The organism is Butyrivibrio sp. AE3009, from assembly GCF_000420845.1.
GTDB lineage: Bacteria > Bacillota > Clostridia > Lachnospirales > Lachnospiraceae > Butyrivibrio.
The window spans coordinates 23,234-47,382 of the sequence record NZ_ATVS01000022.1 but is presented as its reverse complement, the minus strand read 5'-3'; the positions used below and the strand labels follow the sequence as shown (position 1 = coordinate 47,382).

The 24,149-nt window shown below is 45.5% G+C and carries 17 protein-coding genes; all 17 read right to left on the bottom strand.

Annotation, left to right across the window (positions count from 1 at the left end; translation table 11 throughout):
• Positions 1-47 precede the first annotated feature (47 nt).
• Positions 48-1,400 carry an ABC transporter substrate-binding protein gene (locus tag G588_RS0111995; RefSeq protein ID WP_022778983.1) on the bottom strand — a complete coding sequence of 451 codons (1,353 nt, stop codon included), beginning with the start codon at positions 1,398-1,400 and terminating at the stop codon, positions 48-50.
• A gap of 91 nt (positions 1,401-1,491) precedes the next feature.
• Positions 1,492-2,031 (bottom strand): hypothetical protein, encoded by a 540-nt coding sequence (locus G588_RS0111990; protein ID WP_022778982.1) that lies wholly within the window; start codon positions 2,029-2,031, stop codon positions 1,492-1,494.
• Between the two features lie 171 nt (positions 2,032-2,202).
• Positions 2,203-2,700, bottom strand: a complete 498-nt coding sequence (def, locus tag G588_RS0111985; protein WP_022778981.1) for a peptide deformylase — start codon at positions 2,698-2,700, stop codon at positions 2,203-2,205.
• Positions 2,701-2,729: 29 nt separating this feature from the next.
• Positions 2,730-4,991 (bottom strand): replication restart helicase PriA, encoded by a 2,262-nt coding sequence (gene priA, locus G588_RS0111980; protein WP_022778980.1) that lies wholly within the window; start codon positions 4,989-4,991, stop codon positions 2,730-2,732.
• Between the two features lie 199 nt (positions 4,992-5,190).
• Positions 5,191-6,678 (bottom strand): UDP-N-acetylmuramoyl-L-alanyl-D-glutamate--2,6-diaminopimelate ligase, encoded by a 1,488-nt coding sequence (locus tag G588_RS0111975; protein WP_022778979.1) that lies wholly within the window; start codon positions 6,676-6,678, stop codon positions 5,191-5,193.
• A 243-nt stretch (positions 6,679-6,921) separates the two neighbouring features.
• The gene (gene recJ / locus G588_RS0111970; RefSeq protein WP_022778978.1) at positions 6,922-8,736 is read right to left on the bottom strand and encodes a single-stranded-DNA-specific exonuclease RecJ; all 1,815 of its coding nucleotides are present in this window, start codon (positions 8,734-8,736) and stop codon (positions 6,922-6,924) included.
• 769 nt (positions 8,737-9,505) lie between these two features.
• Positions 9,506-11,758: a protein translocase subunit SecDF gene (locus G588_RS0111960; RefSeq protein ID WP_022778976.1), complete on the bottom strand. Its 2,253-nt coding sequence runs from the start codon at positions 11,756-11,758 to the stop codon at positions 9,506-9,508.
• A gap of 15 nt (positions 11,759-11,773) precedes the next feature.
• Positions 11,774-13,216 (bottom strand): thioether cross-link-forming SCIFF peptide maturase, encoded by a 1,443-nt coding sequence (gene scfB / locus G588_RS0111955; protein ID WP_022778975.1) that lies wholly within the window; start codon positions 13,214-13,216, stop codon positions 11,774-11,776.
• A gap of 110 nt (positions 13,217-13,326) precedes the next feature.
• Positions 13,327-13,473, bottom strand: a complete 147-nt coding sequence (gene scfA / locus G588_RS20100) for a six-cysteine ranthipeptide SCIFF (protein WP_013281386.1) — start codon at positions 13,471-13,473, stop codon at positions 13,327-13,329.
• Positions 13,474-13,571: 98 nt separating this feature from the next.
• Entirely contained in the window at positions 13,572-14,855 is a 1,284-nt protein-coding gene (locus G588_RS0111945; RefSeq protein ID WP_022778974.1) for an HlyC/CorC family transporter, read from the bottom strand.
• A gap of 18 nt (positions 14,856-14,873) precedes the next feature.
• Positions 14,874-15,188: an L-rhamnose mutarotase gene (gene rhaM, locus G588_RS0111940; protein ID WP_022778973.1), complete on the bottom strand. Its 315-nt coding sequence runs from the start codon at positions 15,186-15,188 to the stop codon at positions 14,874-14,876.
• Between the two features lie 41 nt (positions 15,189-15,229).
• Positions 15,230-16,495, bottom strand: a complete 1,266-nt coding sequence (gene hisS / locus G588_RS0111935; RefSeq protein ID WP_022778972.1) for a histidine--tRNA ligase — start codon at positions 16,493-16,495, stop codon at positions 15,230-15,232.
• Positions 16,496-16,617: 122 nt separating this feature from the next.
• A complete protein-coding gene (locus G588_RS0111930) occupies positions 16,618-18,573 on the bottom strand; it encodes a GGDEF domain-containing phosphodiesterase (protein ID WP_022778971.1) in 1,956 nt (651 codons plus the stop codon).
• Between the two features lie 2 nt (positions 18,574-18,575).
• Positions 18,576-20,531 carry an EAL domain-containing protein gene (locus G588_RS0111925; RefSeq protein WP_022778970.1) on the bottom strand — a complete coding sequence of 652 codons (1,956 nt, stop codon included), beginning with the start codon at positions 20,529-20,531 and terminating at the stop codon, positions 18,576-18,578.
• 30 nt (positions 20,532-20,561) lie between these two features.
• A complete protein-coding gene (locus G588_RS0111920; protein WP_022778969.1) occupies positions 20,562-20,822 on the bottom strand; it encodes a hypothetical protein in 261 nt (86 codons plus the stop codon).
• A 73-nt stretch (positions 20,823-20,895) separates the two neighbouring features.
• Complete coding sequence (locus G588_RS0111915; protein WP_022778968.1) at positions 20,896-23,112, bottom strand: beta-galactosidase; 2,217 nt, start codon at positions 23,110-23,112, stop codon at positions 20,896-20,898.
• Positions 23,113-23,127: 15 nt separating this feature from the next.
• On the bottom strand, positions 23,128-24,126 hold the full coding sequence (locus G588_RS0111910; protein WP_022778967.1) for a LacI family DNA-binding transcriptional regulator: 999 nt from the start codon (positions 24,124-24,126) through the stop codon (positions 23,128-23,130).
• Between the last annotated feature and the right edge of the window lie 23 nt (positions 24,127-24,149).

Below are 24,149 nucleotides of genomic sequence, written 5' to 3'. Positions count from 1 at the left end.
AAGGGCCTTGATCACTATTGGGTTCTTGTTACTTATAAAACCGGGTATTACTGAATATCCTTAGCAAGGCCCTCGATGAACTGCTGGCCGTCAAGAAGGCATCCGTAAACCTGATCTACATATGAAAGATATGTGTTAGCTGAATCAGCTGTCATAGCAGTATCGCCGAAGAGAACCATTGTGTCTGCGCCTGCAACGATGCTTGCAACAGTCTGTGTAAGCTCGTTAACTGATGATGTGTCGCCGTAAGGTGTCCAAGCAGGAAGTCCGCAGCCATCAAGATATCCATAGTGGCAGATGAGCTTACCAAGCTCGAAGGTGTACTCAGCAGCCATCTCAGCGTTAGGTGAAGAAGCTGCAACTGCAAGTGTGTCTGAAGGTCCACCGATGAGCTGTCCGAGTCTGGACTTGTCTGCGTTGATTACAGGGAACTCACCAACTTTAACCTTATCCTTGAAATCAGCGTTAGCTGCGAAGTCTGCACAGTTCCATGTTCCGTTCATGTAGAATGCATACTTACCTGCCATGAAGTTGTTCTTAACTTCGTCGTTTGTAAGGCCGATTCCTGAAGGATCGAAGTAACCGTTGTTTACAAGACCCTGGAAGGTGTCAACAGCGTCAGCAACGTCCTGGTTGTTCCATGTAGCCTTGCCCGCGAAGATATCGTTAAGAGTATCAGCGCCTGCGCTCTTCTCGATAACTGACTCAAGATACTCGGTTACGCACCATGTCTCTTTTCCTGCGCATCCGAAAGGAATGATTCCTGCTGCCTTAAGAGCGTCGCAGCAAGCGATGAACTCTTCATAAGTTCCGGGAATCTCTGTGTAACCAACCTGCTCAAGGAGCTCCATGTTAGCGAAGAGACCAACGATGTTCATTGTAAGCGGCACACCGTAGTGCTTGCCATCGTATGTTGAGTTGCCCATCATAACCTCGGGAAGCTCGCTCTTATAGTTCTCATAAGCATCATCAAGACAGTAAACCTTGCCTGCCTCTACGAAATCGCCAAGGAATGCACATGACCAGGTAAAGAAGATATCAGGCATCTCGTTAGCTGATACAGCAGCCTTGATCTTGGTCTTGTAGGACTGGTTCTCAAAAGCTTCCCATGTGAAGTTAACATTGGGATACTTCTCAGCCATGTCTGCGATAGCTGCTTCGTAAGAATGACGGTTGGAGTCACTCTCTGTGGCGATACACCACATTGTCAGATCGATCTGATCACCTGAAGCAGCTGTCTCTTCAGGAGCATCTGCCTTGGGAGTAGCAGCTTCTTCAGTCTGGGTTGTCTCGGGTGCTGTCTCAGCGGGCTGAGCAGTTGTGCTTGCCTCACCGCATCCGAAAAGGGAAAGAACCATAGCCCCCGTCAGCAGTGTAGATAAAACTTTTTTCATTTTCATAACACCTCTCCTTTGTAAAAAATGGTTTAGGCAGTACGTCCTGCCGGTTCTATTCATGGCGCAAAGCGCTCAGAATCATGATGATCAGGGCTTATTCGCCCTCCTTCTGTGTGGGAACCATGGGCCACGGATAATCGATCGTCAGCTCATCCCCCTCCAGTTCGTAATATAGGTAAGCGTCCTGCAGCGGATCGTCATACATGAGCTTGATGCATTTCTGCTCTTCATCAACGCTGTAGCTTCCGTAGAAGATATTGTCCTCGCTGAACTTACCTTCCTCGGTAAACTGGTATGACCAGCCGTTGTCCTGAGTCCACAGGCCAACAACGCCGCCTCCGTCACTGCCGGAACGATGATATACGGATTTCTCGTAGAGAATGATATTGTCTCCGTCCTTGACATAATGAAGCTGAGTGGAATCGTCTTTGGTCTTCAGGTAGATATAAGAATCGTCTCTCTTATACTTGTATTCATCACCCTTGTAAGTGGCCTTGCCGTTACTATAAAGAGCAAGCACCTCCTGTGTTGGTTCATGATTGTACGCCCAGCTCTCGGTCTTTCTGCCGCAGCCGGTAAGAGACAAAAGAGATAAAAACAAGACTGTCCCCGCTACCAATTTCTTCATTTTCATAACTTTAACTCCCATATCAACTAATTGATAAATACATGATAATAAAAAAAATGTGCATAATTAATGTAAATCTTTTACATCATTAAGCACATTTTTTACTTATTGTACACAAAAATATTAATCCTCGGATATTTTTTGTGCAAGTTTAAAATATTTTACCTGTTCGTTACATTACTCTTCGTCATCATCAGGGGCTGTAAGGTCCTCATTGTTGACCAGCTCGCCCTCAACCTTCTCCACATACATGTGGCCGTCAAGATGATCAAGCTCATGGCAGATGGCTCTTGCAAGAAGCTCCTCGCCCTCAACGATATACTCGTTCATATCAAGGTCATAAGCCTTGGCCTTGACGTAATTAGGTCTTGTAACGATTCCGGACTTACCGGGAAGTGAGAGGCATCCCTCATATCCTGTCTGCTCTCCGTCTGTCTCAAGGATCACGGGATTGATCATGATAAGTGGCTGATCTCCCTCGGGAGATACGTCAATAACAACCAGTCTCTTAAGGATTCCAACCTGAGGTGCGGCAAGTCCAACGCCGTTAGCGTCATACATGGTTTCAAGCATGTCATCAACAAGCTCTCTTATTCTTGGAGTAACCTCCTTGATCTCCTTACAGGGACGTGCAAGGACGTCATCTCCGTATTCTCTAATGGTTCTAAGTGCCATATCGGCCTCCTTTTCGTATAATTATTTCTTTAGTATCCGTTAACGGGATCAAAGTCAAACTGTATGGTGATATTCCTAAGTTTACCGGAATCCTCCAGCATTCGGACATATTTCTCCACATTGTCCTTCAGTCTGACCAGGCCCTCATAATCATCAAGTTTAACATAAATTGCCAATCTGTAAACATCATTAATTTTGCTGATGCTTCCAAAAGCAGGTCCTATGAAAATTGCTCCGGGAATCCTTTGCTGTTCCATAAGGGCGCGAAGTCTGTTTGCAAAGGCCATGGATTCATTTTCATCCTTGCCCTGAATCTGCAGAGACATCATATGCGAAACCGGCGGGTATCTGAGAAGATCCCTGTAGCCGATCTCTTCTTCATAAAAAGCGTCATAATCCTGCCTTGCCGCAGTCACAATGCTGTAATGCTCGGGCTGATAGCTCTGTATCACCACATTGCCGGGCTTATCTCCTCTTCCGGCTCGTCCCGCAGCCTGGGTCAGCAGCTGGAAGGTTCTCTCGCTGGCCCTGTAATCATTGGCATAGAGAGACATATCCGCAGCCAGTATTCCCACCAGCGTCACATCCGGGAAGTCGTGTCCCTTAACGATCATCTGTGTTCCCACCAGTACATCTGCTTCTTTGTTGGCAAAAGAAGAAAGTATCTTATCATAGCTTCCCTTAGTCCTGGTGGTATCGGCATCCATTCGAAGTACCCGGGCCTCAGGCCAGAACTTTTTGACCTCGTCCTCTATCTGCTGGGTGCCTGCTCTGAAGGCTGATACATACTTGGAGCCGCACTTCGGACATATCCTCGGCTTGGCCTCCTCATAGCCGCAGTAGTGACAGACAAGTCTGCCGCCTCTGTGCTCCGACAATGAAACATCACAGTGCGGGCACTTAAACACATGTCCACAGGCTCTGCAGGAAACAAAGCCCGCCAGACCTCTCCTGTTGATAAAGAGCATGGTCTGCTCACCGCGTCTTAATCTGTCATCAATAAGTTCCTGAAGTCTACGTGAAAAGATGGAGCGGTTGCCGCTTCTAAGTTCAAGCCTAAGGTCTGCCACCTCAACTGCAGGAAGTGTTCCGCCGGTAAGTCTTCTTTTTAACTCAAAAAGTCTGTATTCACCGTTCTTTGCTCTGTAATAGGATTCAAGAGAAGGTGTTGCGGATCCGAGAACCACGGCTGCTCCGCCGGGAACGAGTTTTCCCAGCTCTATGGCGGTTTCCCTTACATGGTACTTGGGCATGGTCTCGCTCTTATATGAAGATTCGTGTTCCTCATCAATAATTATTATTCCCAGGTTGGGAAAAGGCGTAAAAAGAGCAGATCTGGGTCCTATGATAATATCTATGTCCCCGGTTCTTGCTCTCTCCATCTGATCGAACTTCTCTCCCGGTGAAAGGGAGGAATTCATTACGGATACCCTGTCTCCGAAATGTCTGTAGAATCTCATAAGGGTCTGATAGGTCAGGGCGATCTCAGGGATCATAACAATGGCCTGTCTGCCTCTTTTTATCATATCGTCGATAAGAGCAATATAGACTTCAGTCTTGCCGCTTCCTGTGATTCCATGGATGAGATAGGTATCTCTTTTACCACTATCAAAGTCCTGAGAAACCGTATCAACGATGTATTGCTGCTCGGAACTAAGGGTCTTGGCGCCGTATCTGGAGCCGTCGCCGGCAACGGGTTTTCTGAAGTATTCTTCCTCTTCTATGGAAATAACGCCCTTATCCTGAAGGCTCTTAAGAGTTGCTGCCGTGACATTGAGTTTGTCCGTGATAAGCTCGTAAGGGATTCGTTCATCGGGAGTTTCAAGAAGCTCCTTCATTACTCTTTCCCTGGCCTTCTGATTCTTTTTGCCGGCGCATTCATAATAATATTCCTTGGCTTCTCGCAAAGGCATATGTAGAGAAACGAACTTGCGGGTCTGTCTGTTCTGCTTTTTGACAGAAGGAAGAACTGTTCGAAGAGCTGCGATCATGGTGGATCCATACTGCCTCTTCATCCAGGCTGCAAGCTTGATGGAAATATCCTCTGCGGAAACAAGTTCCGTGGAGATTCCGGTTATCTCTTTAATCTTGGCAGGATCATACTCAGCCTCATCAGTCAGCTCTATGACATAGGCTTTCCTTGGAGTATTGCCCTTACCAAAGGGGACATTGACGCAGTCGCCGATCTCAACGGTATCACGAAGAAAAGAGGGAACCCGGTACTGGAAGAGTCTGTCCACCTTCTCATGGGATATATCTATTATTACGTTTGCATACTCATAAGAAGCCACGACTCTCCTCCTTTCCGGTAGATTATGATCACATTCGCTGTCTGTTTTGATTAATTTAAGCAACCTCATTATCAGTTTTTTACTGATAACCAATATCAAAAAAACGGTTAGTGCAAAATAATTCGAATTAATTTTAATCTGCTTATACGTTTAAGAAATCATTTTAAGATTTCTTTTCAGACTTTTTTTCAGATTTTATTTATTTTCTTTCCTCAAGGATTTCCTGAATGAGTTCTCTCTCATCCATGTGGTACTTAACTCCCTTAATCTCCTGGTAGTCCTCGTGTCCCTTGCCGGCAAGAACAATGATATCGCCGTGTTCGCCGTGATCGATAGCATAGGCGATGGCTTCTTTTCTGTCGGTTATCTTGATGTATTTGCCGTCGGTCTTCTTCATTCCTGTCTCGATATCGTTCATGATATCCTCAGGCTCCTCGAATCTTGGGTTGTCGGAGGTAATGATGGTAAAATCTGCGAACTTGCCGCTGACTTCACCCATCTCAAAACGGCGAAGCTTACTTCTGTTACCACCGCAGCCAAATACGCTGATAAGTCTGTTGGGATGATACTCCCTAAGGGTGGAAAGAAGGCTCTTTAAGGCCATTGCATTGTGAGCATAGTCAATCATAAGAGTAAACTCATCAGATACCTTGACCATCTCAATTCTGCCTTTTACCTTGGCTTCCTTAAGAGCTGCAGCGATCTCCTCAGGTGTGCAGTCAAAATGTCTTGCTACGGCAATTGCGCAGAGTGCATTGTATACGCTGAATTTGCCGGGAGTTCTGATCTCCGCATGCATATCAAGAAGCCCCTCTGTGTCAAAGAAAACTCCGAGCTCGCCGGGCTTTCTGATATAGGCAAGGTTGATGGCTCTAAGGTCTACGCCCTCGTTAAAGCCATAGGTCTCAACTTCGCAGGTGTGGCCTTCTAAAATGTCATCAGTATGAATGTCATCACCGTTGCAGATACCTACTTTGCACTGTTTGAAAAGAAGGCCCTTGCAGTGCATATAGTCCTCGAAATCCTTGTGCTCATTGGGGCCGATATGATCGGGCTCGATATTGGTGAAAATACCAAGGTCATAGATAAAGCCCTGACTTCTGTGAAGCATAAGGCCCTGTGAGGAAACCTCCATAACTACGCTGTCGCAGCCGGCCTCCACCATTTTGGCCATGTATTTCTGAAGGTCATAGGATTCGGGAGTGGTGTTCTCGGCATGAATATGCTCATCTCCGATTATAACCTCAATTGTACCGATAAGTCCCACTTTGTGACCTGCATTCTCAAGCATGCTCTTGATGAGGTAGGTAGTGGTGGTCTTGCCCTTGGTTCCGGTGATTCCTATGGTCTTAAGCTTCTGGGCGGGATGATCAAAATATGCGGCAGAGATAAATGCCATTGCATATCTTGTATCCTCAACTCTTATAACCGGCATAGTGCAGCCCTCGGGAAGCTCAACCTCATGCTCTGCCACGATTGCTGCGGCCTTTTTCTCTGCGGCCTGTGCAGCGCAGGAATGTCCATCAAAATTTGCTCCCTTAATACAGATGAAAAGGGATCCCTCACCAATCTTTCTGTTGTCGTTGACAACATCCTGTATTTCCACAGACTCGGGATTAACGATTGTATCACTGTTTCCTGCAGTAACACTGTAGTTAAGTTTATCCAGCAGTTTTGAAAGTTTCATTTTTGCACCTCCGTTTAGCTAAATATAGCTTGCTCATTGCTTTATTTAATCTTTAAATTAGCTTACAATTGGCTAATTCTAATTTTTATATTTTTGACACAATTTATTCACAATTATTTGATAATATAATTACATGAAGTGAACACATGAAGTGTTCGCTATCTCCCCCTCATAAGAAACCGCAGGCACACGCATCCGCGTGTGTTTTTGTGGTTTATTGGGGTCTTTTTTTGCTTAGACTCTTCAGCAGTAATCATTCATCACGATCTGAAGACTGTCTCTTCCCATGTAACTGTTTATATCAGGATAATAGGCAATGCTTATCTTCATTTCACCGTTACCCATTCCATCATATAATGCGTCAACAGCATCGCTTCCATATCTGTCCCTGAGGAACCCATGCCACTTTTCCATATCCCCAAAGTACATCATCTCATATCTGTAGCCACTGTCGTCTGTAACGGTATATTTGCCGCAATTTTTGTTTTTGCCAAGGATCCTTCCGGATAACAGTGCAACATTTTTCTGGGCAAAGAGGGGCTTGGTATTGCCGTTCCCATAGGGTTCAAGCCTGGAGAACTCTCTTACAAGATCCATGGAGGCATAACGAAGCGGCATCGCAATATCAATATGGATCACAGGCTCAAAATCAGCACCTTCCAGCGTGCAGTTCTGATTAAGTCTCTTCCTGAGTTCATCTATGTTCTCCTTGGGAAGGGAAAGTCCTGCAGCCATCTTGTGTCCGCCGAACTTGGTAAACAGCTCCTTGCAGGCGCTTAATTCCTCGAACATATCAAACTTCTCGATTGACCTTCCGGAGCCTTTGGCACCGCCATCTGCGGCCTCTGTAAGGATAATTGTGGGTCTGTAATACTTCTCCTTGATCTTGCCTGCAACAATTCCGGCAATGGACTCGTGGATGTCCGGAAGATATGCAACGATTACCTTGGGCATGCCCTCCTTGCGGATAGCCTCCTCCACCATCTCTGTGGCCTCGTCTACACCCTCTTTAGTCAGGTCCTTCCTGCTGTCGTTGAGGTTTTTGAGATCCTCTGCTATCTTGGCAGCCTCGCTCTCATCTTCCTCTGTGAAAAGAGCCAGTGCCCTGCTGGCAAGCTCAAGTCTGCCTGTGGCATTAAGGCAGGGACCGATAACGAAGCCGTAGTGATATACGGAAATCTTGTTTTCATCAAGAGAGTTAACATGGATAAGTGCCCTAAGGCCCTTATTCTTGGTCTTACCAATAAGTCTTAAGGATTCCTTGACGATAATCCTGTTCTCATCCCTAAGCTCCATAACATCGCATACGGTGGCTATTCCTGCAAATATCAGCATCTCGGTAAAAAAGTCGCCAAAACTGTGCTCTGCATCCTCAAATTTAGCTGATAATACCTGAAGGAACTTGTAAGCCACAACAGCGCCGCATATCTCCTTGAAAGGGTAACTGCCCTCATTCCTTTTAGGATCGATAACTGCATCTGCGGGTGGAAGAATCTCTTTTCTTGCTGCAAGGTCGCCACCTTCAAAGGGAACCTCATGATGGTCTGTAACCACTACAGTCATTCCCAGTTCCTTGGCATGTGCAATCTGCTCTGCGGCTGCAATTCCGTTATCACAGGTAATTATCGTATCGATTCTTTCAGCGTAGGCGTTGTCAACCAGCTTGACACTAAGGCCGTAGCCATCCTTCATTCTGTCAGGCAGAACGCAGTCCACGTCTCCGCCAAAGAGCTTAAGTCCTGAAACAAGAATATAGGATGAGCAGATACCGTCCACATCGTAATCACCGATTACTCTTATCTTAGCTCCGGCCTGAATTTTCTCATACATAACCTCCGCGCCCTTGTCCATATCGGCCATACCCGAAGGATCATGGAGATTCTCAATACCGGCATTCAGATACTCATCAATTTTCTCATCGCTGCACTGAGTCTTCTCAAACTCCCTATTGGTAATTAGTCTATTTGCAATAAGTCTGGCGGTTATGGGAGAAATCCCGAACTTTTGGGAGATTCCTTCGAAATCCGCATTCTTATTAGCTACCATCCATTTTGACATAAATCGCACCATTCCTACATATCAAATCATGTGTTCCATTCGGCATTTTCTGCTAAACACACGTAGTTTGATTATACAGCAAAACGAGAATAATTCCCACTGGGGGGTGTTATGAGGACGGGAGAAACGATGGAGGAAGGGAAGAAGGTCCGAGGCGATGGTAATTTTGTCATAACCCATCGGGAATCCATGGCATTTCATCCGGCCAAACGGTCTCATATCGACTTCGCTCAGAACAATCGACCGTTTGCCTGACTGAAACGCTCATGTATTCACCTCAGCGTTATAAGACAAAATTTTCAGCGCCTCGAACCTCCTCCCCTTCCTCCATCGTTTCTCCCTGTGCTATGACAGCCTCCACTGGGATTATTGCTGCCGATTGCGCTACTGATCAAATCTGCTTTAGTCCAGGCAGAAAACACCTCATTCCACCTGCAATCCAGGGGATGTCGGATCAGGACGCCTTTTTTGAATGAGCAGCGCCCAGGACAAGGTCAAGAACTTGCGGAGGGGGAGACGTGGGCTGATGCAATAAAAGTTTTGTCTTTAGCCCCGCGATGATGATTTATGAGCGTTTCAGATAGACAGACAGTCGATTGTTCTGAACAGGGTGAAATGAGACTGTCTGGCTAGATGAAATGCCATAAATCACTGAACGAGGATGACAAAAGTTTTATTGCATCAGCCCGCGGCTCCCCCTCCGCAAGTTCTTGGTCTTGTCCTGGGCGCGTCCTCAATAAAAAAGGGCGCCGGATCGGCGCCCCATAAATTATGCTGCTTTGTTGAAGAATGTCTTGAACTTTGTCTTCAGATCATACCACATCGGAGATGCAATAAAGATTGAAGAATAAGTACCGCAGATAACACCAACCATCAGAGGAAGTGCAAATGCCTTAATATCAGCTACACCAAAGATGTAAAGTGCAAGTACTGTGAAGAATGTAGTAGCTGATGTGAACAAGCTTCGTGTAAGTGTCTGAGATACTGAGCCGTTAACAAGCTGTGCAAGCTCACTCTTGCTGGTTGCAAGATGCTGGTTCTCACGGATACGGTCGAAGGTAACGATTGTATCGTTGATTGAGTAACCGATGATTGTAAGAACTACAGCGATGAAGGTGCTACCAACTGCAAGTCTTGTAATAGCATAGGATACGATAACAATAAGTGCATCATGTGCAAGCGCGATAATAGCTGCTGCACCGAACTTAATATCCTTGAATCTGATCCAGATGTAGATAAGCATAAGTACCAGAGCTACAAGAAGAGCCTGGATAGCTGCTGTTCTCATCTCACCACTGATTGTTGAGCTGATGGTCTCTGCTGCAACATTCTCAGGAGTTACGTTGTATTTCTCTTCAAGTACGCTCTCGATAGCCTCTCTTGCCTGAACGGAAAGAGTTGTTGTCTTGAAGATAACCTGGTTAGTACCGGATACTGTCTGGATCTGAAGCTCTGAAACACCGGCAGCCGCCTTAAGGTCAGGTGCAACTGTGCTCTCAAGCTCTGAAAGTGTATACTCTCTGTCAAATGTAACGGTTGTAGATGTACCACCTACGAAATCAAGGCTGTAGTTGAATGCTCCCTTGCCCTGTGCTCCGTTAACTGCCATGAAGATGATACCTACAGCAACGATGGCTGCTGATACAGCATAGAAGATCTTTCTCTTTGATACGAAATCAATTACGTTAACCTTCTTAGCCTTGCCGTAGAACTTAACATCCTGAATACCAATTCCGTAAAGGATTGATGTAATGCATCTTGTAACAACAAGCGCTGTGAACATTGAAAGGATGATACCAAGCATAAGTGTCTCAGCGAATCCCTTGATGGAACCTGTTCCGCCGATACGAAGAACTACTGCAACGATAAGTGTTGTGATGTTACCGTCAAGGATTGATGAAAGAGCCTTGTTGTAACCGTTCTTTCTTGCCAGGTCAACCTGTTTGCCTGCCGAAATCTCCTCACGAATTCTTGAGAAAACAAGAACGTTGGCGTCAACCGCCATACCAATTGAAAGGATGATACCTGCGATACCCGGAAGTGTAAGTGTCATATCAAAAGCGGAAAGAAGGAATACAATAAGTCCGCAGTAGAATGACAGTGCCAGGGATGCTGAAAAACCAAGTATTCTGAAGAATACGATCATGAACAATGCAATAAGTGCGAAACCAACTGCTGCAGCGATCAAACTTGTTCTGATAGCATCCTGACCAAGCTGAGCACCAACTACGTTGGAACGAAGTTCGTTAAGCTGAAGCTTAAGTCCACCGATTCTGATCATTGAAGCGAGGTTCTCTGCTGATTCGAAGCTTGACATACCTGTGATAACAGCCTTGCCGTCTGTGATCGCAGCCTGTACTTTTGGTACGGAAATGAACTCTCCGTCGTAGTAGATACCGATTGTCTCTCCGTTTGCATAAGCCTTGGTAGTTGCATCTGCAAATGCCTGAGCACCCTTCTCTGTGAACTCAAGTGATACAACTGCCTCGTTAGCTCCGTAGGAATCCTGCTGATATGCAGCCTGTGAAGCGGCTACATCCTCACCGGAAAGAACGATTGATCCATCTGCCTGAAGTTCCTCAAGGCTCTTATTGAGTTCGTAGAAAAATCCGTAGGTTGCATCAAGCTGATAGTTCTTGTTACCCTCAGAGTCTGTCTCTGCTATAAAATAAAGATTACCGGGCTGTCCAAGTTCCTCAAGGATCTTGTTCGCATCTGTAACACCCGGAATCTCAATATTGATTCTGTTAGAACCTTCCTGATATACCTGGGCCTCTGTGCTATACTGATCTACACGCTGCTGGAGCTTGTAAATAGTATCAGACATATCCTCTTTATCAGGATTCTCATCACCTACTACCTCGTAAGTGATACTTACACCACCGGCAAGGTCAAGACCCAAATTGATGCTGCTAAGAGATCCTGATTTGTCCTCTCCCAGACCGTTTACCGCTGTGTAACCGATACCCCCAAGAAGCAGCAGTACAAGCAGTAGTGCAACAACATACTTCACGCGTTTCATACTATAATTCCTCCATTATCCTTCTTCGGCCATAGCCGCTTTTATCATAATCGCACATTCAATGCGCTTCCTCTGAAGCTCACATCCGTGCTTATATGTCGTATTGATGTCCCCGTTGAAGTTGTAGGCATTGGCAGCACATCCGCCGCTGCAATAATACCTTGCAAAACACTTCTCACATTCGGGTCTGGAATAAACATTGCTCTTCTTGAACATCTCGCGAATGTCATTCCTTGTAATGCCATCATAAACATTACCCATAATAAAGTCTTCGTTACCTACGAACTGATGGCAGGGATACAGGTCACCCCAGGGGGTAACTCCCAGATACTCACATCCCGATCCGCATCCTGAAAGTCTCTTGGCTACGCAAGGTCCGCCCTCAAGATCAATATTGAAGTGGAAGAAGTTAAAGCCCTTTCCTTCCTTCTGCCTCTCGAGATAGAACTTAGCCAGCTTGTCGTATTCCTCGCAGAGCTTGGGGATATCCTCGTCCTTAAGTGCGTACCAGTCTTCAGGCTTAGCAACTACAGGCTCTACGGAAATCTGTTTGAATCCCAGATCTGCCAGATGCTTCACATCCTCTGAAAAATCCAGATTGTTGTGAGTAAAGGTTCCTCTAACGAAATATCTGAGCTGATGTCTTGATTCAGCTACCTTCTGGAACTTGGGTACGATGTCCTCGTAGCAGCCCTGTCCGCCTTTTCTGGGGCGCATGAAATCGTTGACTTCCTTACGTCCGTCGATGGAAAGGACTATATTACCCATTTCCTTGTTAACATATTCAAGTATTTCATCATTTAAGAGCGTTCCGTTGGTTGTTATGGTAAAACGGAAGTTCTTGTCATGCTCTTTCTCAATCTTGCGACCGTACTCAACGATCTTCTTAACAACCTCCCAGTTCATGAGAGGCTCTCCGCCGAAGAAATCCACTTCAAGATTCCTTCTGCTGCCGGAATTCTTAACAAGGAAATCAAGAGCGGCCTTACCAACCTCCTCGGTCATAAGAGCTCTTCTTCCGTGATACTCACCCTCATCAGCAAAACAATATTTGCATCTGAGGTTACAGTCATGAGCTATGTTAAGACAAAGGGCCTTAACAACGGTCTCCCTGTTCTGGAAATCCTCTACGTAGTTCTCATATACATCATCTGTATACAGAACCTCTGCATCCCTGAGCTCCATCAGCTCTTCGATGCCTTCTCTTATCTCCTCCTCCGGATATTTCTGTGACAGATCCGTGGAAGATAAAATATCCCGATATATCCATTCTACATCAGAATTGTACTCATTGCCATTATCTTTATTATTCTGAGTGGCAGCTGTGCCATACTTGTCCTTAAGTTTGCTTTCCACTACCTCAGTGAGATCGAATACCACGTCATCAACAACGTGTACGGATCCACTGTTTACGTCCAGAACAATATTGTAGCCATTGTTCTTATAAGCGTGAATCATAAATACTCCTAACCAAAAATTTGGCAGCGGCCGTTCAACCGCTGCCCGACATGACATTATCATGCTCCCGGGTCAAAAAATATGTACCCGGAATATCAAATAACCGGTGATTACTTGCTAAGCTGTTCGCAGCTCTGATTTCCTACTGTGCAGGAAGTCTTGCAAGCAGACTGGCAAGATGTCTGGCACTCGCCGCATCCGCCCTTCTTCATTGATTCCTTAAGATTTCTTGTAACTAATGATTTTACATGTTTCATAATAAATAGCCTCCTACTTGAAAATGCGGATATAAAACCACTTTTCGAGTTTATACATCAATTCAGTATAACATATTATCGCAAATTATTAAAGTTTTTTATTCGGACTCCTTCTCTTCTTTGGCCTCCGCCTCAGGTACCACCATAAGCACCTTGGTGATCCTGTTTCTCTTGATTCCTCTGGCCGTCAAGGTAGTGCCGTCATCAAGAGTAACCGTCTCGCCGTAGCCGGGAAGTCTGTCAAGATTCTCGATCATAAGACCGCCGATGGAATCATAGTCTTCCGAATCAAGCTCAGTACCCAGAGCATCGTTGACATCGTCCAGCTTCATATTGCCTTCCACAAGATATCTGTTATCTCCAAGATCCTTGATAAGCTGAGCCTCATCGGAGTCATACTCATCTCGTATCTCTCCAACGATCTCTTCAAGAAGATCCTCAAGAGTTATCATTCCGAGGCAGGTTCCGTACTCGGAAAGGACAAAAGCAACGTTCTGGGACTTCTGCCTCATCTCCATAAGTAGGTCTGCAGTCTTCTTGTACTCATAGGTATAATAAGCTTTTCTCAGATTATCCGAAATGCGGAAGTTCTCAGTATCTTCTATGAGAATAAGGTCTTTGACATTGATAAGTCCGATGATATTGTCCTGCTCATTACCTTCATAAACAGGGATTCTGGTGTACATCTCTTCCTTGAATATCTTCATGACTTCATCATAGGAAGCGTCGGAGCTGACACAGACCATATCGATCCTGGGGATCATGATATCCTTGGCCACAGCGTCGCTGAAGTCAAACACGTTGTAAATGATCTGCTTCTCTCCGGTCTCAATGACACCGTCCTCATGGCTGACATCCACGTAGGTCTTAAGCTCATTCTCGGTCATAGCCTGCCTGCTGCTGGTGTCAATACGAAGAAGACGCAGGATTCCTGTTGCTATACCATTAATAATAAAACTAATGGGTGTCACAACAGTTATCAAACAGAGAATAATCCTCGCATATAAAAGAGAAATGGTCTCCGCATGGGCAGTTGCGATGGTCTTGGGAATGATCTCACCGATGATAAGAACCACCAGAGTAAGAATACCCGTGCCTATACTTACCGCATAGCTCACCTTAAAACGATCCGTAACATAGATAGTCATAAGGGCTGAAGCACTTAAGTTAACAATATTGTTTCCAATCAGGATTGCCGACAGCATCTTCTGGGTATCCTCACAGATCTTAAGGACCAGTGCCGCCTTCTTGTTGCCCTCATCGGAGAGTGCCTTCATCTTGACTCTGTTAGCAGTCATGAGAGCAGTCTCGGCAGATGAGAAAAAAGCAGAAAGAAGAACCAGCAGTATCAATACTGTCAGCCTTATAGAGTGAACGCTCAAAATATCCTCCTATTTAAATCAGTCCAGGTGAAATACCGGATGAAGATCTACGGCTACAGGGCTGTTGTCCGGGTTGGTCTCCATAATATCCGCCATGAAATCCCACCACTTGCGGTTGATGGCAGTATCGGCGCCCTTGGCCCACAGCTCCTCGTCTTCAATCTCAATGTATCCGTACAGCACATCTGTCTCGGGATCCAGGAAAATACTGTAGTTCCTGCCGCCATGCTGATGGATCATCTCCTGCATCTCCGGCCACAGTTCATTGTGTCTCTTCTCGTATTCCTGCTCCATTCCCGGATAGAGCTTCATCTTAAAGCCTTTTCTTATCATTTTACCCCTCCTAAATACTTTCATTATTGAGAACCCGGCTATCAGCCAAGGGGATTCTCATAGAAATCCTTAAACTCCTCGTAGCCCTGCTCGGTAAGCTGCTGCTTCTGGAACTTCTTGTTTTTGTTCATACGAACAACCAGAACCTGCTTGCCCTCTGCTCTTTCCTTCTGAGCCTGTGCAATAATCTCAGCAAGTCTGTCTCCCTTGATGCCCTTCTCGATAAGGTATGCAACCTTGGCGCTCTCACCGGGGATCTTGAAGCCCTCATCCATCATGATCATGATGATACGCTCAAAACCGATGGAGAAACCACAGGCAGGTGTATCCTGACCAAGGAACTTGCCTACCATCTTGTCGTAACGGCCGCCGCCACCGCAGCTTCCGCCGTACTGAGGCATTGCTACTTCAAAAATAGTTCCTGTATAATAGCTCATTCCGCGAACAAGCGTAGGATCGAATTCCATCTCAAACTGTGCAGCCTTGGTTCCCTCGACGCTGTTGATGATCTCGGTAAGACCTTCCTTAACCTCTGCGGAAAGAAAATCTCCAAGCTTGTCAGCGATATCGGTAAGAGCTTCTACTGAGCCCTTGCCCTCAGCCTCTCTGAAAAGCTCAAGATACTTGTCAACAGACTCCTTTGCAAAGCCCATTTTGATAAGTTCCTCGGAAACTCCGTCGATGCCGATCTTGTCCATCTTGTCGAGAGTGATGAATACGTTATCGTACTCTTCCTCAGGGAATCCGCTATATGCAGCCATTGCCTTGAGGATCTGTCTGTCATTGATTCTGATCTTGAAATCCTTGAAGCCAAGTCTTCCGAGAGTTGTGGTTGTAGCAAGAATAAGCTCGATCTCAGCCAGATTGGAAGCTTCACCGAGAATATCTATGTCGCACTGCATAAACTGGCGATATCTTCCCTTCTGGGGTCTGTCCGCTCTCCACACATTGCCCATCTGAAGTGCCTTGAAGGGAGCAGGAAGCTCACTTGCGTGATTGGCATAAAAACGAACAAGGGGAACCGTAAGGTCATAACGAAGTCCTGAATCTGTCAGGTCGTTCTCCTCCTTGGCTGTCTCAAGATTGAGCTTCTCTCCTCTTTTCATAACCTTGAAGATGAGTTTCTCATTCTCACCGCCCTGTTTGCTGTTAAGATTCGCAAGGGACTCAACGCAGGGAGTCTCGATGGAATTGAATCCAAACTCTGCGTAGGTCTTCTTAATAATGCTTATGCAGTAATCTCTGAGTTGCATTTCGGAAGGAAGGATATCCTTCATTCCGGTAACGGGTTTTTTTATAAGTGCCATATTACCATCCTTACTAAAAAAATTTCTTAATACTATCTCTCAAAAGTGCATCTCTTCCATAATATAGGAAAAGATGCACTAGTAAATTTTACACTGTAGACCTCTTTATTGCAATAAAGTATTTAAGAATTATGTTCCTTCATAAAGTCCAAGAACTGATCCCTTGGCAGGGGCCTGGAATAAAAGAATCCCTGAAGGTGATCGCAGCCAAGCTTGATGATCTGCCTTGCCTGTTCGCCGGTCTCGACGCCCTCCGCCACAATCTCTTTTCCAAGAGACTTGATGATCTTGACCATGTTGTACATTACCATGTAGTTGACTTCAGAGTCAAAGGCCGACTGGATTATACTCTTATCAAGCTTGAATATCTTGACCGGCATACTGGCTACCCTGGCAATGTTCGAATAGCCCGTTCCGAAATCATCCATTGAAAAATCAACGCCTGCGGCCATGAGCTTTCTTACGTTTTCCTCCATAACCGCATTTATGCCCTCCTCAGAGGTCTCTGTCACCTCAAGATTGATCTCGGAAGGTTTTACATCGTACTTACTGAGAGTCCTAAGGACATTTTCTGCAAGATTGGTCTGAATGCAGTCCACTATAGACAGGTTGATCTCAACATACTCAAGTCCGTAGTCTCTTACCGCTGTATTCGAGATCATCTCACAGACCTTCGAAAGTACGTATTTATCCATGGCCAAAATAGTTCCGTTTCGCTCCGCTACGGGCATGAATACCGCAGGTGATATGAAGCCCAGCTGAGGATCCTTAAGTCTTAGAAGCGCCTCACAGGAAGAAAATCTCCCGGTCTCAGGCGAATAAATAGGCTGATAATACACTTCCAGATGCCCATTATCCAGTGCATGTTTTACTATGTTATTGATCTTTTTGTCCTGTTCCACCGTTTTAAGACTAAGATCAGATACCCTGAGGATTTCCCTGTTCTGCCTGAGGATAGCCTTGCTCATGACAGATCTTATCTCACTGTACCTGTCCAGTGAATCCGCCTCATCAGGAAAACCGATGGCATAAGGGCTCTGGACCAGCTTGATTTCATCGCCTCTGATCTTCCAGGGTTCCTTGAATCTTTTCCTTATCTGTTCAACGGTCTTTTCAATAACCGCCTCATCCGGGGTAACATCCGGAAATACAAGTATAAAATCCGCGTCTCCCGGGTAAAAAAGATTCCCTTCGGGGCACAGCTTCTTAAGATAAGAAGATATCTGATTCAGAAGGTCCGATGCAGCCTCAGTAGGTTCCACCCCCAAAATAACCGCCAGCTTGTTCACATGTACTCCCAGTGCGGTAAACTCTTTTTTCTGAATAAGACTGGTGGAAATATAGAAATTCAGCGCATTCCTCGTACCCGCACCGGACATTCTGTCCACAAATTCGCTGGGATTCTGGAAGGTATATACGCACAAAAGAAGTGAGATCGACACGCTGAACTCAAATATCGATCCGGACCTGGTAAGTATCCTGACAGGGATGCCCAGCAGCATTATAAAAAAGTATACCCAGATTGCGATGAATTTCTCACTTGTAAGGGATTTGCCGTATTTAAGAAGCAGATATGCAGCAGATATAAAATACAGGATTACTCCGATATTAACCGTCGCCCCCTGATAATAATTAAATTTAAGATTGCCGGCTGCATCAAAGCTAAAGTAATAATCGCTCCAAACACCACTGGCAAATGCCAAAACTGCATAAATAGTAGGAATGGCAACAATAGCTTTTTTCAGTAGAGAATCAAGCTCCATCTGGAAAATCGCAGCAACATAGATTATGGAAAAATATGGCAGAAGATAAACGGAGATTTTTTCTGCGATAACAATATATTTGTTTCCCTCAGCTGTAATAATATACTTGAAGTAATCGTTTGAAAGGTAGCATTGGTGCGCCAGCCCCATCAGATTAATGAAAAAGGCATCTGCGATAATGGCACCAAAAACATTCCTCTGCCTGCTGTAGTGAACCTCCTGCGATATATGTATCAGCAAAGTCACAAAAACAAGCACAAGAGCTGCAATATTAAATGAAATATTGTAGTTGTGAGGACGTGTTAACAGTTCCATACTTACCCTTCATCAAAATATGCGTCTATAAATCTGACATAAGAGCTGTCCTTCATGGGCTTACCCATATAATCACCTATAAGGAAATCACAGCCAAGCTCCTCTGCCATTTCCTTGTCCTCCTCGGAGGATATCTCCGTAGCACCCACAAAGAGGCTGATATCGTGGAAAAGATTAACGATTCCATGGGCCACCAGCTTCATCTGCTCCGATTCCATGGCAGAAACAAGGATGGAGTGATCAAGATTGACCTGCATTATAGGCAGTGTAAGAAGTCTGTCCAGGTTGCCATAACCTGTTCCGTACTTGTCCACCACTATGGAAGCCTTCATCTCTCCAAGGAGCTTCAGATTTCTCTCGGCAACACTATTCATGGTGGCAAGAGTCGTCTCCGTAAGCTTAAGGCTTATCCAGGAGGCTTCCGCCTTTTCCTCTCTCAGTATCTTTTTGATCCTTCTGACAAAATCGTTTCTGGATATCTCACCCTGAGAAAGCCCAACAACAGCCCTGTATTTACCTTTTTTATCACCCGCATTCCAGAACGCAAGCGCCCTGCAAGCTCTTCTGTACACATATTCATCAGTATCCATAAGGGCTTGTGTCACTCTGATGTCAGGAATATGTCCTCTTACATCTATCTCATTGCCCTCTTCATCAAGGAAAAAGCAAACCAGATCTGCACTGTAGTTAATCTTGTACACCTTGGACAGAATCGGCTGGAATTTCACAACAGCCTTCTTGGTATCAAGATTTCCCCTTGCCAGAACATCGTATTCTCTGTACTTTTTGAGCTCATTGTACTTAAGATCGTCCAGATCTATGATCACATCTCTGTAGCCGGTGATATCCTCATTGATGATGTCAATTCTGTTCATCAGCTCCGCAGAGGATTTATAATGATCCGGATACTTTATAACAAAGCAGTGCCCGTCGATATGAATAGCCATGTTGGATGAGTTCCAGGGCTCTTTAAGCCTCGTCGCTATTCTCTCTAAGAGCTTGTTGGTCCTTGCTTCGTCGAGACCGTGCACAGTAACGGCAAAACAGTACTCAGCATATCTGTAGGTATATGTCGAAATACTGAACTCTTTTCTTCCCACATGCTTAAGGAAAGTCGCTATTTTCTTAAGAACGGCCTGAGCCTGTACATAACCTATTTCCGTGCTCAGTGCTCTGATATTGTCTATTGTTATAAATATCGTGGAATGAGGGTCTTTTCTCTTCATGTTAAGCTCAAGTCCCTCAAGAAACGCCTTTCTGTTCAGGATATTCAGTGTCTCATCAACCATTTCGCTGGGGTTCTGAAGAGTGATGAAAACAAGAGTGATACTGATGGTATTGCAGAAATTCTCTATGAGCACCCAGGGTAAAAAATATTGAACGATAACACCTATGAGTGCAAAGACAACATAAGAAGTAGCCACAAGCCTGGTCTTCAATCGCATAAGATGCCTGTATCGCCCCATGGTAATAAGACCATATACCACATAATACAATGACGTAATATAAAAGATAATAATCAATGCTCCCCTGTGATAAAGACCATTCTCATCATAGTAAAACAGCACCGGATAAAACCAGTTAACCGCAACAAGCGCCATGGCGATCCAAAAGCTGGCATAGGTCAGCAGCATATCTTTTTTGGACTCACGGTCTACATGTATGTCAAGTATCGACATGATATAAAAATAATAAAACATAGCAGCCCCGAGATGATTAACAAAATACACAGAGCCGCACAGCATTTCAGCGAAGTGATACCATACTTTTTCCGGCATTGGTTCCATCTGGAGTATGGTCTCAACGCGCTCCGCCACGGTAGCCATGAGCACAACCCAAAAAAGCGCATCATAAACTCTCTGTCTGTAAGCAGGTACCCTTCTTCTAGACAGAGAGGTGATGGCTATGGTCGCCAATATGCACAAAGCGCAGATGTCATAGTAAAAATCGTACTGCATGCGCCGTCCTCCGGTTACCTTATATGCGGATCAGAGCCATTTCAGCGGATTACTGATGATCTTGGCCTTATCCATGATATCCTCATAATTAGCCTTAAGGTACTCCTCAAGTCCCTTGACTTCCTCCGCGGAAAAGCCCTTTTGATTAGTAATTATGCACTCAGGAATAAGACCCTCTGCGATTTCCTTTCCCAGAGTGCCTATTCTCTCAAACGAGACTCTCACGATCTTTTTGTTATCCTTATCCCGAACTATTGCGGAATAGGTCATGGTTATCCCGTCATTTTGCATTTTTTTCCTCACAATAAAAAAATAATGTTATCCGGGCATATTTTCCCAGATAACATTATTATACGACATATTGTTATATTTTAACACGGTATTGAGATATTAAATGTATATTAATTAAGTCGCAAGCCTTGCCATTCTTGAGCTTTGGCGGATCCTGGAGATAGACCTTCGTATCTTCATAAAGAGGTGTGATAAGAATGTCGGCTGCGAATTCTTTGGCTCTTTCGCCGTCCTTATCAATGAACCTCTTAAGTCCTATCTCCCAGAGCTGGCCTGTGTAGAAGCTGTCAGCTATAAGCTTGTCGCCCTTATACATCTGCGCCATATCGCCCTCGTACTCGATCTCCAGATAGATCTCTTCGGGTTCTTCTGAGATATCGGTAACCTCTATGCTGTACAGGGCCTTATCATCGCTGTCCTCCCGGGATGGAGACGAAGCCTTGGCAGTGCAGCCATAGAACCTGTTTCCTTCATAGAAGGCAAAGGCGTCGCTGTCTCCAATCTCCTCAACGTTTCTTCCCTCAGACTTCCTGTCGAAATCACCGGAAATATCCTTAAGGGCCGGGAAACATTTAAACGAAGGCTTTTTCTCCTCTTCCTCCGCTGCATTAAAATAGAGGTAAGGCGCTCCATCTGCTGCGTTTACCACTTCTCCCTCAGAAATAAACAGATACTCCTTGCCCAAGATGCTGGTCTTGGAGGTATGCAGTGCTTCATTCGCCGTAAGAACAATAATCCTGTTTCCTGCAAGATCTCCCTTGATACTGACCGATGCCTCCCTGTCACTGTCTGTGTAGAAAACATATGCATCATGTCCGTTATCGTCAAAGTCCCTGATCCTGCAAAGAGGAGTCGCATCAATCGTCAAAAGAGCATCTTCGCCCACGGGCATATTGAAGGGATAGAAGAAAAAGTCGCCGTTCTCTATATCTCTTTGGGCAAATTCGGAAAGAACAGTCTTGCCGTCAGAGTCGTAGGCCCTTAGAGTAACGTCTCTGTGAAGAGCCATCTCGTATCTTCTCTGATAGTTGTTTACAAAAAGATACCCGGAAGAAACTTCCTCTCCATCTTTAGTCCTGATATTCTTACATCTTACGCTGGTTCTAAGGTCTGTGAGATTATCGGGCTTAAGGGGGTTCCCAGGCTGCTCCGTAAGCTCCATGTCACACATATCATCGCCAAAATCGTGGACGAATTCGGAGATAAGCCTTACCTGTCGGTAGGTATCCTCCATCTGGCCATATTCACGAAGTGGGGCATTGAAATCGTAGGAGCATACAGGAAGGTCATTGGGATATCCTGTATCCGTGCTCTCCTGCAATGTTGTGAGCTTGCCTTCAGGATTGGTTCCGCCGTGATACATGTAGTATCCGAGAAGATTGGCTCCGCTTCCCATCTTGACCATTGTCATCGCTGCGGTATCAGTACCGGATGCGATAGGTCTTCTGTGTCTTGTAACCTGAAGGCCGCCGCCCAACTCTGCGGTAAGGTATGGGAATCTTCCCATATCAAAGGTTATTCCTGCCCCCAGTCCATGATCGGATCCGATATTGTGATCGTTCCTCTCTCTGGTAAAAATGTAATTGCCGCTGGGCTCGATCTCCGTAACCCTGGGATCCCAGGGAGCTTCGCAGTATCCGCCCATAACAGGGAGCATGCCTCCTGTCACAGCGCCGCCCCAGCCTGTTGCGGTGTAGATCGGAGTCTCAAAGCCAATCTCTTTGGCCATGGCAAGAAGGGTTCTCATGTGCTGTTCGCCCTCTTCTCCGTTTTTGCCGCCGCAGTGGCCGTACTCATTTTCAATCTGAATACCTATAACAGGGCCGCCATCCTTGATAAAATAGCCCTCGGCCTGCTCATAGGTCTTTTCATAGAAGTGTCTTACATGCTGAAGATACTCGGGAGCATCTGTTCTTACTTCGTACCCCTTAGCTTCGCTGTCCTGAAGCAGCCAGTCTGGAAAGCCTCCGTTTCTTGCTTCTCCGTGGGCCCAGGGGCCGATCCTCAAAATGCTGTATAAGCCGCATTTTTGCACAGTTTCAAGAAATGCTCTCAGATTCCTGTCACCGGTAAAATCGAATTGTCCCTGAATCTCTTCATGGTGGATCCAGATAACGTAAAGTGAAACAATGTCGATTCCGCCCGCCTTCATCTTGCAGAGCTCCTCTTCCCAGTATCTTGCGGGGTATCTGGAAAAATGCATCTCCCCCATCATGGGAAACCATCTCTTCCCATCTACCAAAAGGCTCACAGGATCATATGTGATCTTAGAGTCTGTCGTTATTTTCATAATTTTCTCCTAATGTTACTTTGTACTCTCCTTCAGGATTACCTCATAGTTTCTCAGCACCTGATTCTCCGACTTCTCGCCGCCTATCATGCCAAGAAGTGTTCTGGCAGCCACAGCTCCCAGATTCTTGTCATTGAAATTAAGAGAGGTGACGGAAGGAATGGCACTCTCCAGGATCGAGCTGTTATAAAAGGAAGCAAGCCTTATGTCATCCGGTATCTTAAGCCGTGCATCTCTGCACCTTGCTATAACCTCTCCCGCTATTGAGTCGTCCATACATACCACGCCGTCAATGTTGCTCTTAAGAAGCTCCTTCAGTATAGCTGCCACCTTGAGATTACTATCCACATCAAGATAGATAAGAGCCGGATCCACTTCAATCCTTGCGTCGTTAAAGGCTGCGATGAAGCCGTTGTATCTGGTTCTTGTGATGATGTGATTGCGTGAGCCTCCGATAAGAGCCAGTCTCTTAAGTCCCTTGGCAATAAGAATTGAGGTAAGCTCTCTGCAGGCGTCAAAGTTGTCGTTATCAATGGAAACAATATCGGGATCATCTGTTGACCCCACTGCTACAAAAGGAATTCCGCATTCCTTCAGATATCTGGCAGGAGCATCGTTAACCAGTGTCCTGGTGAGAATAATGCCGTCAACCTTGTGGTTCTCCACTATTCTCTTAAGTCCCGCTATATCATCGCCTGCAATAAGAGATACGATAATGTCATAGCCATAGCTTGATGTAACTTCGCTCATGCCGATCATACAGCGCTGGAAAAAAGGAAGATCCACAGCGTTGTAATCATCCGGCCAGACCACTCCGATATTGAATGTTCTCTGCTGAGCAAGGGCTCTGGCCATGACATTTGGTCTGTAATTATGCTCTTCTATATAGGCCATGACCCTGGCCCTTGTATCACTTCCGACTCTCCCCTTTCCCGAGATTGCTCTGGAAACGGTGGTCTTGGAAATCCCAAGGGCATTGGCCACGTCATCAATTGTTATCTTTCGTTCGCTCATAGTTTTCCTACCAACGTAACATT